Origin of the sequence: Nocardia sp. CA-135953, from assembly GCF_050955735.1 — a bacterium.
GTDB lineage: Bacteria > Actinomycetota > Actinomycetes > Mycobacteriales > Mycobacteriaceae > Nocardia.
Genome location: NZ_CP192082.1, coordinates 4436909 through 4457755, shown reverse-complemented (window position 1 = coordinate 4457755; position 20847 = coordinate 4436909). Strand labels below are relative to the sequence as shown.

General features: G+C 65.0%; 1 protein-coding gene (running past one end of the window). It reads left to right on the top strand.

Annotation, left to right across the window (positions count from 1 at the left end):
• On the top strand, nucleotides 1-20847 hold the 3' portion of the coding sequence (locus ACQPXH_RS20515) for a PfkB family carbohydrate kinase (protein ID WP_433598151.1). Its footprint begins 7368 nt before the window's first position; the window shows 20847 of its 28215 coding nt (coding positions 7369-28215); its start codon lies off the left edge, out of view; it ends in the stop codon at nucleotides 20845-20847.

Sequence of the window (20847 nt, the reverse complement as noted above, 5' to 3'; positions counted from 1 at the left end):
CGGACCTACACCACACCCGGTCCCAACCAGCCGAAGGAATTCATCGGCAGCAGGCCGCCCGAGTCCGACGCCGCCGATGAGCGGACCGCTCAAATCATTCGCAACCGCGCGGACATCGTCGAGGAACTGCAGGTTGTCGCGGCGCGGCGCGGAGAAGAGCCGCCGGTTCGAGGCGAGGAGGCGGCGGCCTTGGACGCGTGGCACCAGGACCATGCCGCAGCCGTTGCCACCATTTCGACGTTGACCGGTGCCGACCCGATACTGGTGACAACCCATCTGAACGACGTGCTCAACATCCTGCACAGGCGGTTGAATGCACTCACCCGATCACAATGGGACCAACTGCTGGACAGCGCTGGACAGGAGCGGTTGACACGGCTCGGCTCCTGGATCGGCTGCGGCCTGACACTGGAAGACGATGTTCAACGGGCCACCGCACTGGCCATCGAGGGAACACCGGACACCGCGCTCAACACGTCGAACATCGACAGAGCTGCCCAGCGGAGCCGGGAGCTCGACGACATGTTAGGTCGCTCCACTGTCGCGCCGGAAGCCGCCGTCGATGTCGGCGCCCAAGGCCGACTGAGTGCGCTCGATCGCCTTGCCGCCGCGTCGGACGCCGCCGCCCTAACTGGCCGCCTCTTGGCGGCTCTCGCCGACCACCAGCAAACGGCCCGACTGATCCAACTGACCAATACCCGGATCGATCTGGACCGAGCGTTGGGCAAGCGTGGCGGCCAAGGCGATACCGCTGAACACGATCGTCCCGCTGGGACCATCGGTAGTCGTCCACTGGATCAACCCCAGCCGAACGAACCGGGCCAGAAAGACCGCCCATCGGCGCCTTGGTCGCGCAGAGCCGGCAACCGCCCACACGACAACTCCGCCCCCGCCACACCCGAAACCCGGCAGGAGTTCCAGACCGCCTCGACAAGACCGGATACCCGTCAGCATCTCCAAACCAGCGGGCAGCCGGGCGGATACGCCGGCAACCGCCGGGCCGACAGTACTGATCCGGACGGCCCCGACAGTGGCCCGGTTACCGGCCGCGGCGGCGATGTCGACATCCGAGACGGCGGCCCACTCGTGCTCGGGCCGACGGGAGCCATCACCCGCGGCCGCCCGCAGGTAATCGGTCGTGATCGGCGCGACGACATCGACTACGACGCCGTCGCCGCAATGATTCGCGGGTACGAGTGGCCAACCGATCCCGCACTCGGCGAGATCTGCCGACAGCAAGGATTCGACGGTTTGCCGGTCGTCGCCGGGCCAACCGCACTCGATGACCTCATCGCCGCGGGCGGGCTCGAGTTCTTCCGTGGTGTGAGCGCCAGAGGTCACGTGGAGCTGTTCCGCAGCGGACCCTACTTCCCCGGACGATGGCGGGTTGCCAACAACGGCAACGGGACATACGTCACGACAAGCAGAAAAGCGGCCTTGGAATACGCCGCCGACCGTCCGGAATGCGTGATCCGGATGGTGCTGAATCCCGACGCCGTTGCCCAGACGGTGAATTACGACCGCTTGCGGGCCGAGCAGCGGGAAGAACTCGACTCCATTGCCGCGGAACTGCAGCACCTGGCCACGATGCGGCAGACCCACGATCGGATCGCACGCCAGGAGACCCTCCGCAATCGCCGGGAAGTGCTCTCGGATCTGGGACGATTCGCGGCGGCGATGGGTTACCCGGCCTACCGGGCAATCAGTCCGGGTAGTGGCTACCACGGCGAGTATTGGGTGCTTCTCGACCGCTCGGCGGTCATGGCTCAGGGCGTCCCAGGCTCTGGCTCTCCGACACGCCGAATGCCTGCGCGCCAGGTGTCGGGCCCCGAGCTGCCGCCCCCTGGGCATCTGGCTCGGATCATCGCGGGCACGAGCGAACAGGACACGCCGTCGAACAGCCGCCCGGCCGAAGGCGAATACCGCGATTCATCGGCGCGGATGCCGATCACGCCGTGGAGCGCGGAAACGGAACCGGTTCAGCTGTCGACGCCTCACAGCTCACCGGCGACGCCGATCGACGATTCCGAGCGCGGCGAGGACGACCCGAGTTCGGGCGGAAACATCGGCAGCAGACCATCCGACAACTTCGAACAGCACGATTCCGCGGATGCCGGGTCGGAAGTCCGGCGGGCGTTGGCGCGCCGGGTCGACGGCAGAGCTGCGCAGCTGCGGCAGGAACTGGTCGAACTGCTCCGGCCCCACGACATCGATGTCGACGAACTATTGCGCACGGGTTCGTCCACCTGGGAGAGCTGGTTCACCCGGTATCGGCAGGTTCGCGGCGACCTGGTCGGAATGCTCGATATCGAGCGCGGCCAGGCGGTGGACGACGAGTGGATCCATCACGTGCTGGCGGAGCGGCACGAAAAGGGTTACACGACACCGGCACTCACGACCGCCGGACAAGCGTTCGTCGAATCTGCTGCGATCGCGAAGCTAGTCGACGAGATTCATCGCCTGAGCACATGGGCGCGCACGGTCGAGGCGGTGGAAGCGGAGCTGGCGCGTAGGGATGTGGAAGTGCACGGGTTGGTCGCCGAGGTGGAGCGGCAGATCGCGGCCAGACAACTGCTGGAAGCGCAAGCGCGCGACCTCTTCTGGCTGGGAACGGCTGTGGAGGAATACGAGCGGCGGCTGTCGTTCGATCCGTCGCAACACCCATCCTTCTCGGCGGCTCGGCGCTACCGCGTGTCATCCTCGGATTCGCGGCACGGGATGCTGCTGCTACTCGCTCGTCTGCGACACCTCTCGGAGGTCGCAGACTACTCGGAGGGACAGGCGGACACAGGGCTGCGCCAATTGATTTCGCAGGCGGACGAGTTTGTCGATCTCTACGACACGAGCCATCTGCTCAGAACCGATCTGCGCGCCGCGCTCGAGCATGTGAATCGGACGCTGACCAGTGTTCCCGGTGCGGTGGACGGAAACTCGTGGCGCTTGCCCGAACTCTCCGATTCCGCGTCGTTCCGTGAGTGTCTGGTCGCTGTGCGTGACGATATCGCGCACCGGAGACTACATAACCTCCTCACCCTGCTGGACGGGCTGAGCGGCGAATTCGGGATCGATATCCCGGCACTCGACGAACCCGGCGCGGGCATGTATGACGTGAGTCGATTGATAAGCGTGCCGCCAGGGCAATCGGAGCGGCTCGACACCACCATTCGCCTGATTCATCCACTCGGCCGCGCGCGTAAGCAACTAACGGGCATCGACACGATCACCGCGGCGATGGACGAGGCCGACCACCGTGTGAAGCTGGGCCGGGAGCGGCTCATTCGCCTGGTGTGGGACCACCTACGGAAGTATCCGAAGGATCGTCGGATCAGCTGGGGGGTGTTCGAACCCGATCCGATGACGATGCGCGAGGCGGCGCGCGTTTTTGCGGACGAACTGCCGGGCGACGGGTGGGGCGAGCCGACTCCTCTGGAAGAGGTACGCCGACGCGTGGCCGCGTTGCGACAGGATGCCACGGCGGCATACGCGGCGCATCTTGCTGAGCGTTACCTCGGATTGCGGCAGCTGATCGATGCCTTCGACGACGAAACCCCGTGGCGTAATTGGTACTACAAGCTCGACAAGCATGGTTCGACGCTCAGCCGGCTCGTACAACGACGGCGTCAGGCCGACCTGACGGGCCGTGCGGCCGAGTATCGGCTGTGGCAGCGCGCCGCAAAGATCGATGCGAACCTGACCCGATGGGAGACGCTCCCGGAGGTGCGAGAAGCGCTGTGCCGCATGGTGAAACGCGACCTGTGCTGGCTGGTACTGGTGTTGGGATCCGATGCTCCGGAACCGCTGCGCGCACTGGACTCGGTCCGGGTGGACGAGCTGCTGATGGATTCCGTACAGCCGGCGCTCAGGGACGTGTTCTTCCGGCTGGCGGACCGGCATCCGCGAGGCACCGTTGTGCGGGCGCGCGCCGATCATTGCGTTTCCCTCGCCGAAATGGTCGGTGATGTCGACAAGATCGGCAACGAGACAACCGATATCGACCGATTCGACGCGGATCTGACCGAGTGGCTTCACGCGGCGCTGGGCACCGTGGGGGAGACGGGCGGACTCGAGGTCGCCCCCGACGACGGCGCTGTGGAATATGGTCCTCCCGACGCCCACTCGCTCAGTCAGAGCGCGCCGCTGACAGCGGCGTTGCATCGGGCCCGGACCGGCAACAAAAACGTCGTCGTGCCAGAAGATGTCGGTTTCGACGGGGTGTCTTTCGACAGCTATGTGGAGTCGCTACAGGGACTTCCGCAGCGGTTTCCGGTCGACGCGGATCATCCGCATCGATGGGTCGCGAAGGCGCTGCTCGACATGGTGGCGAGTCGTCCGGCAGACCAGCGTGCCGGAGTGTCGATCATTGTGATCGACGTGGCGCGTGCCGTGAACGAGCACGGTGTGGGCGCGTATACGTACCGTGTCGAATACCGCTGTGACGAGCGAGGAAACAACGGCTGGCTCGAGGTACAGGATCCAGGCAGGGGGCTGCGGCGGGCTTGGGACGGCGCGACGAACTCGGCCGCCCTGGCCGGTGTCTGGGTGATGGGTTTCGACCGGGCGGGCAACGCCTTGCGGTTGCCGGGCGCGGGACCCGGCGCGATCCCACCCGGTCTGCGGATCGGCCGAGTGGCCGCTACGGCCGGGGCTTCCCAAGACAGTGCGTTCGCTGTTCGGCCCGACGGTCTCGGCAGGAGTCAGCCTTCGCCCGGCGGGGAAGTCGGTACGATTCCGCTCGACCCGCAGATCGGCGAGCGCACGGGGGACCGCGCGACGGTGGCCGCCTGGCGTGGGCGTGCTGGATCGGGGACGTTCCTCGCCAGGCACTATCCGATGCCCGAACTGGTAACGGGCAGTACCGATCCTGCGCGGATCGCGGCACGTCGGATGTATGCCTTGTGGCAGGCGCACATTACCGACCGAGGACGGGGGAAGCTTCGTAGCCGACGGGATGCGGCGGCCACGCCGTCGGCTCGCCGCAGGGTGTTGTTCGAACTGTATGCGTGGGTGTCGCATCAGCGCTCTGTGCATGCGGTCTGGGCCGTCGAACGCGTGCGTGATCCGAATGCCGGCGACCTGCACCCGGCCGTGGCGCGTCGCAATGCGCGCCGTGATCCCCATACCGTCGAGCCTGACAAGTTCCGCAAGCGGCTCGTGCCCGGCGAGCCGAATTTCGACATGTTCGGTGCCCGTGGCCGCGAACTCGACGGGGCCCGGTTCGATCCGGAAAGCGGACGATGGGAAGGCGGGTCGGAAACTCCCGCCTTCCGCACATTCCGCATGGCAGGTGAACGCATCAGAGCCAGGTTTGCGGCGGAATCGCCGACCAGCGAGATATTGCGGAATATCTTGGATCTGCCCGACGGCACTCGGGTCAACGGCAATACCCTGTTGATGGGCGCTGCGGCGGAGGCAGCCAGCGCAGAAAAACAACAAACCACGCCCGGCCGGATCGATCCGTTCGATCGGAACGCCGAAAAGTTCATAACGGTGACGGCGGAGCCACACGATCAACGACAGATCTTCGAGGCCGCGATCACCGAAATCGACGAACTGCTCGAGGAGCGTTCGCCGGAACCTTCGGCCGATCTCGTTCGGCGTTTCGCCAATGCGGTGTATCTGCTCTTCCAAGCGCCGTTGATGCATCGTGGCAGCGACACGACGATCAGAATCTTCGCGGCCATCGTCTACGAATTCATGTTCGGTACGGCGCTGACTCATCAGCACGACGTGGATATCCAGGCATATTCTAGAAGTCAGTCGGATTTCGTCGATTGGTTCACCGCCGCGCACGATGAGAGCAGATCTCAGGACGCGGTGGTGTGTTTCCGGCGAGGACTCGATCGTGTGCGCGCGGTGACGGGCGCACATGTGGGAACGTGGAAATCTGCCCAGGTCACTGGCCGAGGAGTTCTTCCGGTACCGGCGCAGGTGGCCGCGGGCGGCGTTTTCCGCGAGATCGCCACGTGGGGGCTGCTCGAGCAGCAACTGTCCCTCGAACCGCCGGGAACCACGATCCTCGTGGTCCACTGGCCGCGCGGCATCGTCGATGCTCCGCCGATCGATTTCATCGATTCGCGGTCGGCGCACACCGTCGTGCTGTCCCGTGGTCATGTCGCGGGCATGCTCGAGTTCTACGAAACAGACGACGATCGCGTCCATGAATACTCCTACGGCCGGCGCCCTGCCGACGCTGTGCTACCGCCCGAGGAAAACCGTCTGGTCGCGATCAAATACGACCCTGCGGGCAACCTGGTACCCCTGGACGGCCCCATTGTCCTCCCACCACTGCCGATCGCAGACCGTACACCCGCGGATCCGCAGGGGAATCCGCCATCGCCGACTCCGCGGCCCGCGAAGGCGGCAGCTGACAGCACAACATCCAATGCTCCGAACCCGCAGGCCGGTGCTCGCGAGGCAGGCCCCGAAACCGATGCGGACATCATCCGAATCGACACATTCCGGCGCTGGTACGAGGCCCGCGCGCGGAACCAGGAGGCCGGGTTCGTCACGCAGAGTCTCGGGCAGTACGCGCGGATGCACGGCGTGGACGGCCGTCGGATCAGGTGGTGGCTCTCGGCTATCGGTGTTGAACCCGACAGTGCGCCTGATGAATTCGTACCGCATCCGCATGCTTTTGGCGTCGCTCATGATTGGTCGCATGCCGTTCGCACGTACCTCGCGTTGACACCCGGCGAGATGGATGTTCTCACCGACGCGGCTCCAGGGACCTGGCAGAATGTCGAAGGTGGTCAGCAGCCGGCTGCTGACCACATGCGGGCGCTGTTGCGCCGTGTTCCCGATGCCCGCCATCTCTATGCTCCGCTCTCCCAGGTCTTCTGTCCGGAGCTGGCGGCGGACGCACCGGCCTATGTCGGCAGCAGCCTCCGGCGGTTCCGTGAATTCACCGGTGCGACCCATGAACAACTCGCGGACGAACTCGGCGTCATCCCCACGACGATCCTGAATCGGGAGGTTGCGTCTCATCTGGCGCCCATCGGGTGGGAGGCGCATCTGCGTGCCCTGGCCGCCCGGTTGTCGGAGGCTATCGACGGCGGTGCCCCCATCGGTATGTGCCTGCGGGTACTGCGGCTGCGAGCCGGTCTTCCGCGTCGTCATCTCGCGGCCAAGATGAAAATGGTGGAGGATACCGTCGCCGATATCGAGGCGAGCCGTGCCCAGCCTTCGAAAGATATCGTCGAAGTGTATCTCTGCTCGATTATTCCCGGTACGCCGAATTTCCCGGAAGGGTACCCGCATGCGGGTGGTTATCTCCGTTATCGCCGGGAGCGGGCCGGTATTCCTCTGTTGCAGGCGGCGACCGCGATGAGCATGACGGAAGTTATGATCGGAAAGCGTGAGAGAGGCCTTGTTCCGCTGTCGATGGAGATGGTGGACGCGTATCTCGGAGACGATGAGTTCGATCATTCTCTCCGCAGTGCCATCGTGGAGTCGTTTCCGATCACTCGACTCGTAAGGCAGCGCAACCACGACTACGCCGCCGAAATATTCCTCTTCCCCGACCCGCGCCTGACGAGATATCCGGTCGAGTATCTGGCCGAATTTCAGCGGGTGAACAGGCTCGCCGATAAAGATATAGAACGTTTGTTTGGCCACTGGAAGCCGGGTCGAACGGCGTCGGCCCGCGTAGACGGTGCGCTCCGGTTGTACGACCGATTGCTGTGGCAGGGCGGTCATTGGAACGGTTTTGCCGCGGCCTGGGGATTCTCGTACCGCATGGATCCGTTCGGGGAATCGGCTCCGGACCCCGGCGACTTCGATTCGATACTCGACTGGAAGGAGGCCACCCGCTGCTATCACCGGACGGCCGCAGCGGCTTTCCGGGACGTTAGGGGCCGATCGGGTTTTCGGGGTGCCTCCGCCGCGGAAAAGCAGGCCGCACTCGCCAAATTGCACCGGCTGCGTGAGGAGGGCTATGTCTCGGCGGCCATGACGCTGCGCGCGGCCGAGCGGTTCCATATTTCGGATCCGAACGCGGCGCCAGCTGGCGACACGAACTCGGATCCAGCGGTGCCGAAGTCGCGGAACGTGGTCCGACGGCGGACCCCGTGGTCGTCGCGTGCCTCGGCGCCCACCGTGGAATGGAATGCCAAACCCGCAGCGCCGCAGTCCGTTCCGGTCGATCGCCCTTGGCCCGACGGTGCACGGCCGTCGGACGATGCAGGTGCGGGCTCTCCGTCGTCGGCGGGTGGTGGGCAGGTCGCCGCTCGTGCGGTGTCTGCGAGCGCCGGAGCCTCGGCGCCCCTGGCTTGGGAGGGTGTCGATCCGGTTCGGATCGCCGAAGAGTTGACGGCGAAGTGGGATCGCTTGGAAAGGGCCGTCGGGTTCGACTATCCAGGGATCGATCCGGAGGCGGTTCGCGAGATCGCTCGGGCGATAGACGACCTGTATACGAAATACCCGGATATCAATATCCGAGAAGTGCGCATCGTCGATCCGATCGAATGGCCGAACAAGAAATATTCCACGTATGCGGATAATAGAGCTTCCGCGCACACCGATAATACTGTCTATGATGACGGAGAGCTCGGCAGCATAATACTGGTCAATGTGCACCGCCTCCTCGATCCAGAAAGCTACTACGAGCAATCTCGAGAATATGTTCGGACCGGATTCCACGGCCCCGGTGCGGAAGATCGACCGTTCTACCGCCTGATCAAACACGAGGGCGGCCACGCGTTGGAACGAGTCAGACCGTGCCGCCATATGATTGTGGCAGATCTGCTCGATTCCTATCTCAACTATAGTGACCGAAAACTCTCATTCAGCGGGTGGCTCGACGATGGCCCGGAGAAGCTTTCCGGATACAGCTACAAGTCCGATGATGATCCGCACAAGGAAAGAACCGTGCAGCCGGACGAGGCTGGGCCGGAAGGGTTCTGGGCAGGCGATGCTCGCCCCTTGAATCCGCGCAGCCCCACCGGCACGGTGCATCGGCGGTGGGCCGCCGACCACGAACCGATGCGCTACAAGCCGCTGGGGTTCGAAATGGATATGCTGCGGGCGTACTGGCCGAAGCCATCGCCAGGCGTTTCTGTGAAGGAAATGTCCGTTGATATCGGCGCAGCCAGGGTACGGGTGGTGGGAGAACAGCCTGGGCCCGGTGAAGCCTGGCGAATCGCACCCGCGAACGGCGTTTTTCCCGAGCACGATGTACTGGCGAAAGCGTTATCCGGTCTGCGGGCAGCGTCCCCGCGGGAGTTGAGCGCCGCGATCGGCCAGAGTCTGGGTGTCGGCGGCAAGCAGGCCAACGGGCTGCACATCAGTGCCCAGCCGCCGGAGGGTGCCGCACGCCGGCACCGCAACCAGCCGACGAATTCGGCGATACTCTCGAGCGCTTCCGAATCTTCTGGCAGCACAAGCACACCCAGCGAGACTCCGGTGCCGGACAGTCGGAAACCGGGCACCAGCCCAGACGTACCCGGCGGCCTGGTCGGCGGCATCACCGACGATCTGGTCCATGGCCACGAGAACCCTACCGAGGACCGCCCGGACGGTCCAGGTGGTCGCATCGGTACCCGACCTCACGAGAATGAGCCGGACCGGGGCATGCGTCCGTGGGCCGGGTTCACAGAGCTCATTTACGAAGGTCGCGCCCACGAGGACACACTGGAAGGTACGCCGGGGTCGGCTGTGCCGATCGGCGCGGAGATCGAGGGGATGCTGGCCGAGCACGGTGTGGTGCTGGGACGCGCGGCAGCGGCCCCGGCGCTGGGTTCGCTCCTGCCAGGTGCGCCCGACGTTGTCGAGGTGTCGGTTCCGCAGTGGCTGTATGAGCGGCTCAGGGCGGAAGGCTGGGCTTGGGCGCCTATTCCCGGGCGTCGGGGCGGACGCTGGCTCGAGCGTGGCCGGGTGCGGGTGACTGTGGGTTGGCACGGCGTGGTGTCGCACGAGGATCTGCTGAGTCGGGCGTGGCAACAGGCGGCGGATGGTATGCACTTCGCCGGGCTGCCCGATATCTATGCCTGGACGCAGCAGCGGGGTCTGCCGCAGGATCTGGAGTTGGTCGACCGGATCAAGGACCATCTGCTGAGCCGGACGTGTCCGCCGTTGCCGGAGAACATGATTCGGCGCGAGATCAGCGAGGTGACCGAGATCCTGCGGTCGGGGCTTCCGCAGGAAAAAATCGGCCCGGAGTTCGACGAGGAGATCCGGCGGAGTATTCGGCTCGCAGCCGAAGGGCTGTTCGTCAACCGGACACTATACGGCCACCCGGACGTCGGTCGCGCCAATCACCTCTACGACAACGCCTTCGAACTGCGCGAGTTCGGCGTGGCGGCCTTCTATCACAACGGCATGGACGTCGCCGCGGACCTGCGCCACATTCTGGACAACGGCAAGCTGCGGAGTGCGGATGTGCGCGACATCATGCTGGCGATGGTCGCCGACGCGTGGAGCGACATCGTGTACGGCGGCGGGCGGCGTGCGGACAACCAGCACGGCTATGACGAATTGCGTTCGGCGCAACTGCTCCACGACCGCGCCCTAGCGCACGGCTGCGACCCGGGCACTGCCCGGATCCTGGGATTCGCGGTGAACGGCACCGGTTTCGACGAGCGGGTCGGAACCCAGATGATCGCGTCGCCGAGCCCCGTCGAGGAGATGCGACAGCGCTGGCAGCTCTCCGACGACGAGTTCGCCCGAGCGACGACTATTGCCCGGTGGGTGGCCACGGGGTCCGATCCGGCCCCGGCGACGCCTGCGCGGACGTCGTGGAGCGGCCAGTCTCCTTCCGCGTCAACCGCATCCGCCCCCGATGCACCTCCCTGGGAATCGGGCACCGGGCGCCAGGTACCCGGCGATCGGATCGGCAGCCGACCGGGCGAGACGACGCCCTGGTCGCGCGAGGTGATCGAAGGACTATCACTCACGCCCAGCGAGACGGAAATTCTCGCTGACGCACGAAATGGATTGACGCACAAAGAAATTGCGATGATGCTCGATCTTTCCGAGCGTGATGTGCGGGCGAACCTGGTCAGTGTCCGCCGCAAGCTCCGAAATCAGCGGTCACGGCTGGTGACGGCGGGGCGTGCGGCCGAGCCGTCCGAGACATCCGAATCCGACCGTTTCCGAGCGGCCATGTACGCCGCCCTGATAGGCGCCGACCCGCCGGATCCGCGACAGCTGATCGCCGAGGCGAGCCCAGAGCAGCTGGAACGCGCTGTGCAAGAGCTCGATTCGGCTCATCGGGGAGCGCTGCGTCCAGTCCGAGCGGGAGCGCGCAGCCGGGTGATCCGCAACATGGCGCTCCTCGCCGCTCGTCGCTCGGTGAGTGTGCTTGCGGCCGAACACAACCGATCGCAGGCGGTGTTGGCCACCGCGCTGGCCGAGGCAAGTTCTAGCGACCTGCAGACGGCACTCGACGAACTCACCGCCGCCGAACGTCAACTCCTGATCAACCGGTTCGGACCGGCGACATCACCTGCCGCCTTCGAGCCCGAGGACTCCGTGCGTGGCTTGCGCGCGGTCGATATCGTCCGACAAGTCGCTATGCGGATCGCGACCCGTGCGGGAATATCCCTCGACGGCGAAAATGGTTCGGACAGAAGCAAATTCCAGAACGGACAACATCGCGCGCGGAACGAACTTCTGAACGCGGTGCAGCACGCGAACTCCGCGGCTGCCCAGACGTATACGACGAACGAATGTCTGGACGCGGTCGTGGAATGGATGGACCGGCAGGACCCGATGCAGGCGGATGCGGCCCCGGCATACCGCTGGCGTTCGTTGCCGGTGGATCACGGTTTCGATGACGAACTGCGGCGGCTGGCCGATGAGGCGCTGCATGCGGGCGGCTTCGACAACGCGGATATGTTGCAGCATCGGGGGTATCGCCGCCTGTCGGCGGGGTCGGCACAACGCCGTGCGACCGAGAACGGCGAGTGGTGGAACTCGCTGAGCGAACCCGGTGGGTTGAGCGGCACGCAACGGGCACTCATCCAGGTCTACCCGCACCAGATCGGTAATGCCGACGGCCTTCCCGCCGTGATCCGCGACCATGCCAACCGGCTGTCTATCCGCCGCGATCTGGACGCGTTCATCGCCCGCAAGCCGGTCGGCGTGGGAATGCTCGCCTGGATCCGGACCGGACTCACCGCCGCCGAGCGGAAACAGTTCGGCAACCTGATCCATATCCGAAATCATCTGCGACAGTTGGACCGGCAGGCCGCCGAGATGGCGGGCAGTCCTCCGGTGCATCTGCTGTCCTACGACTCCACGGCCTTCCAGGGCACAGGCAAGGTCGTCGCTGCGCTCGGCAATGTGGATACCGCGCACACGGTGAACTGGCATGTGCCGGGGACGAATACGACTTCTTCCTCGCTGGCCTACCAGTTCAAACCGTTGCGCAACCTGTATGAGGAGACGTTGCGGGTCGATCCGTCGCTCGAGCTGGCGTCGATCATCTGGATCGGATACGACGCGCCGACCGGGCCGGTGCACACCGGCTATGTGAAAGCCGCCTTCCGACGCCGCGCACGCGTCGGCGGGGACCGGTTGCTGTGCGACATCGCGGCATTCCACGCCACCAGACGTCTTGCCGGGACCGCGGCCTCCGACCGGCTGGTCAACCGGCTATACGGGCACAGCTACGGTTCGGTGACGACATGCTATGCGGGCAGGTACGGCAGGCTCGCCGGTCTGGTCGGCTCGATCACCCTGTCGGGGTCGCCGGGAGCGGGCCCGGTTCGCCATGCCGCGGAGTTCGGCATCGGTGCGGAGAATGTTTATGTCGCCGCGTCGTGGCGCGATCCGGTGACCATGTTCGGAGCGGATGAGCCCGGCGCGCGCAGCCGCGTGCACCAGCGGCTCGGCCACGGTATTGATCCGGCCACCGAGGCGTTCGGCGGTCAACGAATCGGCGCCGAGTTCCCCGACTCACCGAACTTCGCGGGCGCCGAGGCCGTGCATCAGGGCTATCTGCACCGCGACCCGGCGACCGGGCTGCCCACCGAAGCGCTTGCCAACGCCGCGCAGATCACCGCCGGACGCGGCGCCACCCTTGTTCGGGTGGATCGCCGTCGATCCGGCCGCGGGTTGGTCGCGCGACCCATCGACTCCGAGCGCGGGCGATACGCCGACGGCAACAGCGATTCCGTACCGGGCGAGGGTAGCTCGACGCGGGGTGGACGGATCGGCAGCAGACCCGACGAACCGACCGCCGATGCGAACCAGAACCCGGAGGATCGACACCGCCCGGCCTACGGGATGCACAGAGATCGCGAGAACGAGGCCCTTCGGCACGCCGTGGTGCAGGCTCGGATGATCGAGAGCACATCCGAGGTGACGGTGGAGCTGATCACCCTCGACAACGGCACACAACTGATCCGGGAGACGTACCCCGATGCCGAGAGGGCAAGAGAGGCATGGTTGCTCACACGGATCGGTTCGACGATGAGGGCGCCGATCACAATTACCCGCAGCTACCCCGAGCTGAGCAATGTCCTGTTCCGTGAGCCCATGACCGACCTGCCGGAGCCCGGTTCTCATTCGGACGAGCTGCTCGGCCTTTTTCACGCGATCACGGGAAAGTACGACGCTCACTCGGCGATGTTCGTGTCGCTCGACGACAACGGCCGCCGCGTGTGGCATGACCACACCATCCCCCGCGCCGAAATCACCGAATTGCGGAAGTTGGTGGGCTACCGGGAACCGCAATTCGCGGAGTACGACCTGGTCGACGTGCACAAGCGGGTGATGGCCGAGCTGGCCGCCGCTGAACGGCATGCCGCCCTGAACGACCCGGGCGAAGTGCTCCATTTCGCCGGACTCTCGATCGAAGGACGGGAAAAAGCTCGGCAGGTCGAGGAGTTCTACCTGAAGCACCCGTACTTCACCATCATCGGATTCGACCATCCCGACGTGCCCCTCGACGTCGTGAAGGAAATCATCGCGACGCTGGACGGCCTGCTCACGAGGTTCCGGTACACGCCCGACGGCCGCAGGCGCGTCATGACCAGCATCCGCGGACTGCGGATCGGGTTCTTGGACGACTCGAAGTCCAAGGCCACGACCTACGGCTTGCCCGGCAGCGGCCGAACGGAGTGGCTCACCGTAAGCCTCGACTATGCCTCCGATCGGGCCACAGCGCTGCAGGACGCCGAGCGCGAACTGCATGAGTGCTTCAATGTCAGCAGTGGGCGCCCCTACCACGACATCATCGTGCACGAGTTCGTGCACGCGATCGACCACGCGCACCACAGGCGGCTCAGTCAGCAGCTGCCGGACATGTTGCAGAACACGTGGGCCGAACTGAACAGACTCGGCCTGGTGCAGGAGTCCTACGGGGCATGGATCGCCCGGCTGCCCGCATACGCGTTCGAAGGCCCGGATTACTTCGACCTCGACGAGCGCGAGGCACTCGCGGTGGGGTTCACCGATGCGGAGATCAACGGGGCGACCATCGGCAGTCCGCAATGGGCGATCCACCATTTGGTCACCACCCTGGGACCGCCGGTGATCACACCCGAACTCGAAGTCGACCTCCCGGGAGACGAGCCGGACCCCTTTACCGAACCAGACGCGTCCAACACAAGCGGTGAAGACCGTCCTCCTGCCTCTCCTGAAGCGGCAAGCGATATCCGGGCGGCCACCACCGAGATATTCGGCGGCGAACGAATCGGTGCCGAGTTCCCCGACTCACCAGACTTCGCCGAAATCGAGGGCGACCCGAGTCCGGGCGGAAACATCGGTAGCAGACCTTCCGATGACTTCGGACGGCACGATTTCGCTCACGCGGAGTCGGATATCCGGCGGGCGTTGGCGCGCCGGGTCGACGACAGAGCCGCGCAGCTGCGGCAGGAACTGGTCGAACTGCTCCGGCCACACAACCTCGACGCAGACGAGCTGTTGCGCACCGGCTCGTCCACCTCGGAGAGCTGGTTCACCAGGTATGAGCAGGTCCGCGGCGGCCTGGTCGGAATGCTCGATATCGAGCGGGGCCAGGCGGTGGACGACGAATGGATACAACATGTTCTGGCGGAGCGGCAGCGACTGGGTTACCCGACACCCGAGCTCATAGCCGCTGGACAGGTATTCGCCGAATCCGCTGCGATCGCAAAGCATGTCGCCGAGATTCGTCGCCTGAGCGCGTGGAGCCGAACGGTCGATGCGGTGGAAACGGAGCTGGCGCGGCGCACCGACGAAACGTTCCGGTTGATTGCCCGGGTGCGCGGCCTGCAGTATGCGGCTGCCGGGTTCCGGCCGTTCGGTGTACCGGTTCGACTGATCGACTCGATGCTTACCGTTGCGGCTGATCAGATCGAGGCGACGCATCGTCTGCACGGGCAGGCCGACTCGCTCTATGCGCTGGGAATGGCTGTGGCGGATTACGAGCGGGTATTGCGGTCGCTCGGGCCGATGTACCAGCAGATCTTCTCGGCGGCGCAGCAGTACGGCTTGCCGGCGTGGGATTCACGTGCGGGGGTGTTGCTGCTGGTTGCTCGCCTGCGGCGCTTGCTGGCGGCTGCTCGAAGCGCTGGGGGTGCGGGTGGTTTCGAGGAGCTGCGTCGATTGATGCAGCGAGCGACTTGGGTTGCCGAACTCTACGGCGCGATAGATCGGCTGAATGGTGATAGGGACGCTGCGATCGAGCATGTGACCCGGGACCTGTCCGGTGTATCGGCGGCAGCGTCTGGATCCTCGCCGCGCCTGCACGAACAACCCGACGAACAGCCCGGTTCGGCGCAGACGAGCGAAGGCTTGGCGTCCTTGCGCGATGGCCTGACCGCTGTGCGGGATGATATAGCGCGCCGACGAGACCGTGGGTTCGTCGCCCTTGTAGGCGGGCTCGCCAGCGAGTTCGAACTCGATCTTCCGGCGCTCGACGAACTCGGTGCGGGCGGGCAAGAGCTGATGCGGTTGATGAGTCTGCAGTCGACGAAATCCGAGCGGCTCGAAACCACCATCGGTCTGATTCACGAAATCGCCCGCGCGAGTATGCAACTCACGCGAATCGATACGGTGGTTGCGGCGTTGGACGAAGCCGACCATCGGAGGAAACTCGGGCGAGAGGTGCGGGCGCGCCTGGAGGCGGACCACCTGCGCGCGTACCCGTGGGATCGTCGATTGAGCCGGGGGGAACTCGAGCCCGATCCGATGACTATGCGTGCGGCGGCACGAGCGTGCGAGGCCGAGTTGCCCGGCGACGGGTGGGCGGAGTCGCCCCTCGATGAGGTGCGTCGGCGTGTGGCCGCGCTGTGGATGAATGGCGAGGCCGATCGAGAGTCGCACTTCGCTGACCGTTATGTCGGACTGCGTCGGCTGATCGATGCCTTCGATGCCGAAACCCCGTGGAGGTATCGGTGCATCAGACTGCGCAGGCATGGGGAGGAATTCGACGAGCCGGTGCAGCGCCGACGTGATGCCGAAACGAAACGCGCGGCGGCCGAGTATCGGTTGTCGCAAGCCGCCACGCATATCGGTGTGGATCTGAGCCGGTGGGACACGCTCCCTGAGAAGCGGGAAGCGTTGCGGCGCATGGTGAAACAGGATCTGCGCTGGCTGACACTGGTCCTCGGATCGGATACTCCGGAACAGCTGCGCGAGCTGGACTCGACTCCCGCGGAATCGCTCGAGATGCGTTCGCTGCCTCCGGCGCTCACATCGGTGTCGCGCCAACTGGCTGACGTTCATCCGCGAGGCGCCGCGGTGCGCGAGCGCGCCGAGCGCTGCCGATACCTCAGCACGATGGTCGATGCCGCCGACGAGATTGTAGACCTGACATCGCATATCGATCGGTTCGACGCGAATCTTGATAGGTGGCTGGATTCGGCGCTGGATGTCGCGGGTGAGGCCGACGACCTGATCTTCCGGTCCGACGACGGCAGTTGGGCATCCGTTCTTTCCGATGGACATGCGTCGAGTCGAAGTGCGACGTTGACTTCGGCGCTGCACCGGAACCGGACTGGCAACGAGAATGTCGGCGTCCCGGGCAACGTCGGGCCCGAGGGGCTGTCGTTCGAAAGATTTGCGAGGTTGCTGCGCGGAGTTCCGCAGCGATTCTCCGTCGACCCGGACAATCCGCATCGGTCGGTCGAGCAAGCGCTGCTCGCTGCGGTTGCGCGCATCCCTATGGGGCGGCGTGACGGCGTCTCGATCGTGGTGGTCGACGAGGCTCACGCGGTGAATGAGCACGGCGTGGGCGCGTATGCCTATCGCGCGGAGTACCGCTGTGACGAGGACGGGCGAAACGCCTGGATAGAACGGCAGGATCCCGGCGCAGGGCGGTACGAGCCATGGGACGCCTCGACGGCATCCGAGGTTCCGGCCTGCCGCTGGTTGATGGGCTTCGACCGGGCAGGCAACGCATTGCGGTTGCGGGAGGCAGAGGACGGTGCGTTTCGGGCCGACCGGCGGATCGGTGCGGGTGTGTCGGAGCGGACAACGATCGCGGTCGATTTGGAGCGGGCCGACATCGACACGTTGCAGCGTGCGCTGGCCGATCGGGCGGTGACCTCGGTGCAGCTCGTTGAGTCGTATCAGCGGCGGATCGAGTTGTTGGACAAGGCCGATCCGCGTTTGAATGGGGTGCGGGTCTTGAATCCGGATGCGGTGGCCGAGGCCGAGCGGCTGGACGCCGAGCGCCGTCAAGGGCGGATCCGGGGGCCGTTGCACGGGATTCCGGTTCTGATCAAGGACAACATTGATGTGGCTGGTTTGCCGACGACTGGTGGGGTGCCGGAGTTGCGTGATTCGTATCCCGCTGGTGATGCATTTGTGGTGCGTCGGTTGCGGTTGGCGGGGGCGATAATTCTCGGCAAGACCAAGATGACCGAACTGGCGAACTTTGTCGCCGACGCTATGCCCGCTGGGTACAGCACTCTCGACGGTTCGATGCTCAATGTGTACGCAGTTGGTGCGAGCCCGGGGGGGTCCAGCACAGGGTCCGCTGTCGCTGTAGCGGTACGGGAGGCCCCGGTGGCCATCGGTACCGAGACCGCTGGCTCGCTTGTCTTTCCGGCGGTGGCCAGCTCGCTGGTCACGGTCAAATCGTACGATCTGGTCAGCCGAACCGGGGTCATGCAGGTTTCCCCAACCCTGGATACCGTGGGTCCGATAGCCAAGACGGTGTACGGCGCGGCGGTTCTGCTCACTGTGATGGCCGCAGCCGACCCCGCGGATCCCGCGACAACCAGCATTCCCGACAAGGTTCGTACGGACTACACCGCTGCGCTGTCCGTCGACGCTCTGCGTGGCTCACGGATCGGGCTGGTTGGCGGGCCCCATATCTTCGCAGATGCGCACACCCTGCTCAGAGAGCTGGGCGCGACGCTGATCCCGGTCGAGGTGCACGAGGCCGACCTACCGGTTCCTCTTGCCACCTACGAATTCAAGCGGGCTATGAATCTGTACCTGGCTGGGCTGCCTGAGAATGCGCCGATCAGGACGATGGACGACCTGGTTCGCTCCAAAGAAGCTCACATCTTCGAGGGCGCACTCACGTACGGACAGGTCAGGTTGATTGCCGCCAACGCCATCGACCTGGACGACCCAGTGGTATTGGCGGAGTACCACGCCCATCGTGATCATGCGATCAGGGATGCGAAGGACCGACTCGAGCAAGCATTCGACGCGAGCCGAGCGGATGCGTTGCTGTTCTTCCAGGACACCGCACACAAATTGTATGCCCGGGCAAGGTACCCGGCGGTCACAGTGCGGATCGGATACAACCCACGCACAGGTCTGCCGTTGTGTGCCACGCTGGTCGGCAAACCGCACACGGAGGCGCGGCTGTTGGCGTTCGCGTATGCCTATGAGGAGAGGGCGCAGGCGTGGCGTCCGCCCTCCGAAATCAATCCCGCGCGGTTTTCGCCAAACGCGTTCGCTCGCGAATCTGCTCGCGGCCGTAAGATCAAGCCACTGCTGTGGGGATCGGCTGGGTCTGCTGATGGGCAAGTCGGTGCGTCGTCGGAGTCACCGAGCGAATCGCGGAGCGCGACGCCGTGGTCGCGACCAGCTGGGACTGCAGATCAGCAGACCGAAACTCGAGCCGAGTCAGAGGTGGAGTTCAGACCGCCGACCGACGAGACCGGTGCCGCGAATGAAGTAGCGACCACTCGTGACCAGCCGATTGATGGCCGGTCCGACGGTGATGGGGTGAATCGGTCCGCGTCGACGCCATCGAGCGGTATCGCGGATCCGCAACGGAATCCGCCAGCGCCGACCCCCTGGTCCTCGAAGGCGGCAGCGAACGACACCGGACCGGATGCTCCGACCCTGGAGGCCCGTGGTCCGGAAGCTGACCGGATCGGCCGAGACAACAGTCGTTCGTGGGGCGATGATCGACCTCTTGTGACGGGTGATTTCCATCCGCGTACACCGCCCCGTAGCCACCGCGAGAATATGGTCATTTTCGGTGAATGGCTCGAGGCTGTCCGGATGCTGCACGGCCTGACACAGCAACAACTCGCCGACGCCATGGGGTTCAGCAGGAACGCCGTAGGAATGGCCGAACGCGGCGTACGTATTACCGTTGATTACATGCGTGCTTTCGGTCGCGCTGTCGGTATTTCGGACGACATGCTCCGTGTCGTTTCTCCACGTCATTTGGCACGGTTTTTCGATACGACTTTTCCTGACCCCCGAGATCGTGACCTCCGGACCTTCGGTGACTGGCACAGAGCTGTCCGGGTATTCCGTGGGATGACTCAGGAGCAACTCGCCGAAGCAATGGGTGTAACTCGGTCGACGGTCGGATCGGCGGAGAATGAATCGCGCGTAACAGAAGATTACCTGCGTGGTTTCGGTCGTGTTTGCGATGTTTCGGACGATATGCTTCGCATTGCTGCTCCGCGAATTCTTGGACCCGGACCGCTGGGTAGTCCACGGATAGTTACGGTTGGTGTCTCTCTCACCGATCGCGTTGTCGAATTCGATGAACCAGCCGGAGTGTCGAAGTATCGTGTCCCGCGGTCCATTCGTAACACGCCGGGCGCCAAATCCCTCAACCAGGCGGTTGCCGCAGCGCGGCTCGGCGCGGTGGTGGAATTCGTGACCGCGACCGGAAATGATGAGGGAGGCGTCGAAATTCGGGAACAGTTGCGGCGCGAGGGAATTGGTTACGGCGGTATGCGGGTCGAGGACGGGATTTCGACGGGGAGGGTTGAATGTCTTGTCGAGCCGGACGGGGAAATGTCATTCATCGACCACCTGACCCCCGAGCTGGATCTGAACGGCGATGACATTCTGCGTAATATCGGCGCTATCGAGAACGCGGATTTAGCGTTGCTGACTTTCACAATGCCGGACGCGGTCCTCGCGCAAGTCGCTTCCGTCGCGCGGGAAAATGGTGCCACGGTCGTCTTGCAGCCGGCGCCGGCGCGTGACGGGTTTTCTCTCGACACGGTGCGGATGGCGGATATTCTCGTGCCGAACGAGGCCGAGGCCCGGGCGCTGTTGGCCGCGGCCCCGAGCGATGTGGCCTCGAGCGATGTGGCGACCCTCGACGCGCACCTGCTGCCCGAGCGCCTGTTCGAGTTGCTGGGTGTCCCGACGATTGTGGTCACGCTCGGTGCGGCTGGTTGCGCCGTGCACCATGAGGGGCGCACAGAAGTATTCGCGGCGCACAGCACGTCCGTGGTCGACACGACTGGCGGGAGCGATGCGTTCACCGCCGCACTGGCGATGGGTGTCGCGGCCGGGCTGCCAGTCAATCGCGCGGTGCAGCTCGGTTTGGCGGCTGGCGCGCATGCGGTAGCGCATTCCGGTGGGCATGAGTCGATGCCGTATATCCCTGATCTGGATCTCTCGTTCATGAGTGCGTCACCCGGGGAAGGCGTTCCATCGGCACCGGCGACGCCGAGCGGCGATTCCGAGCGCGGCGAGGGGTGA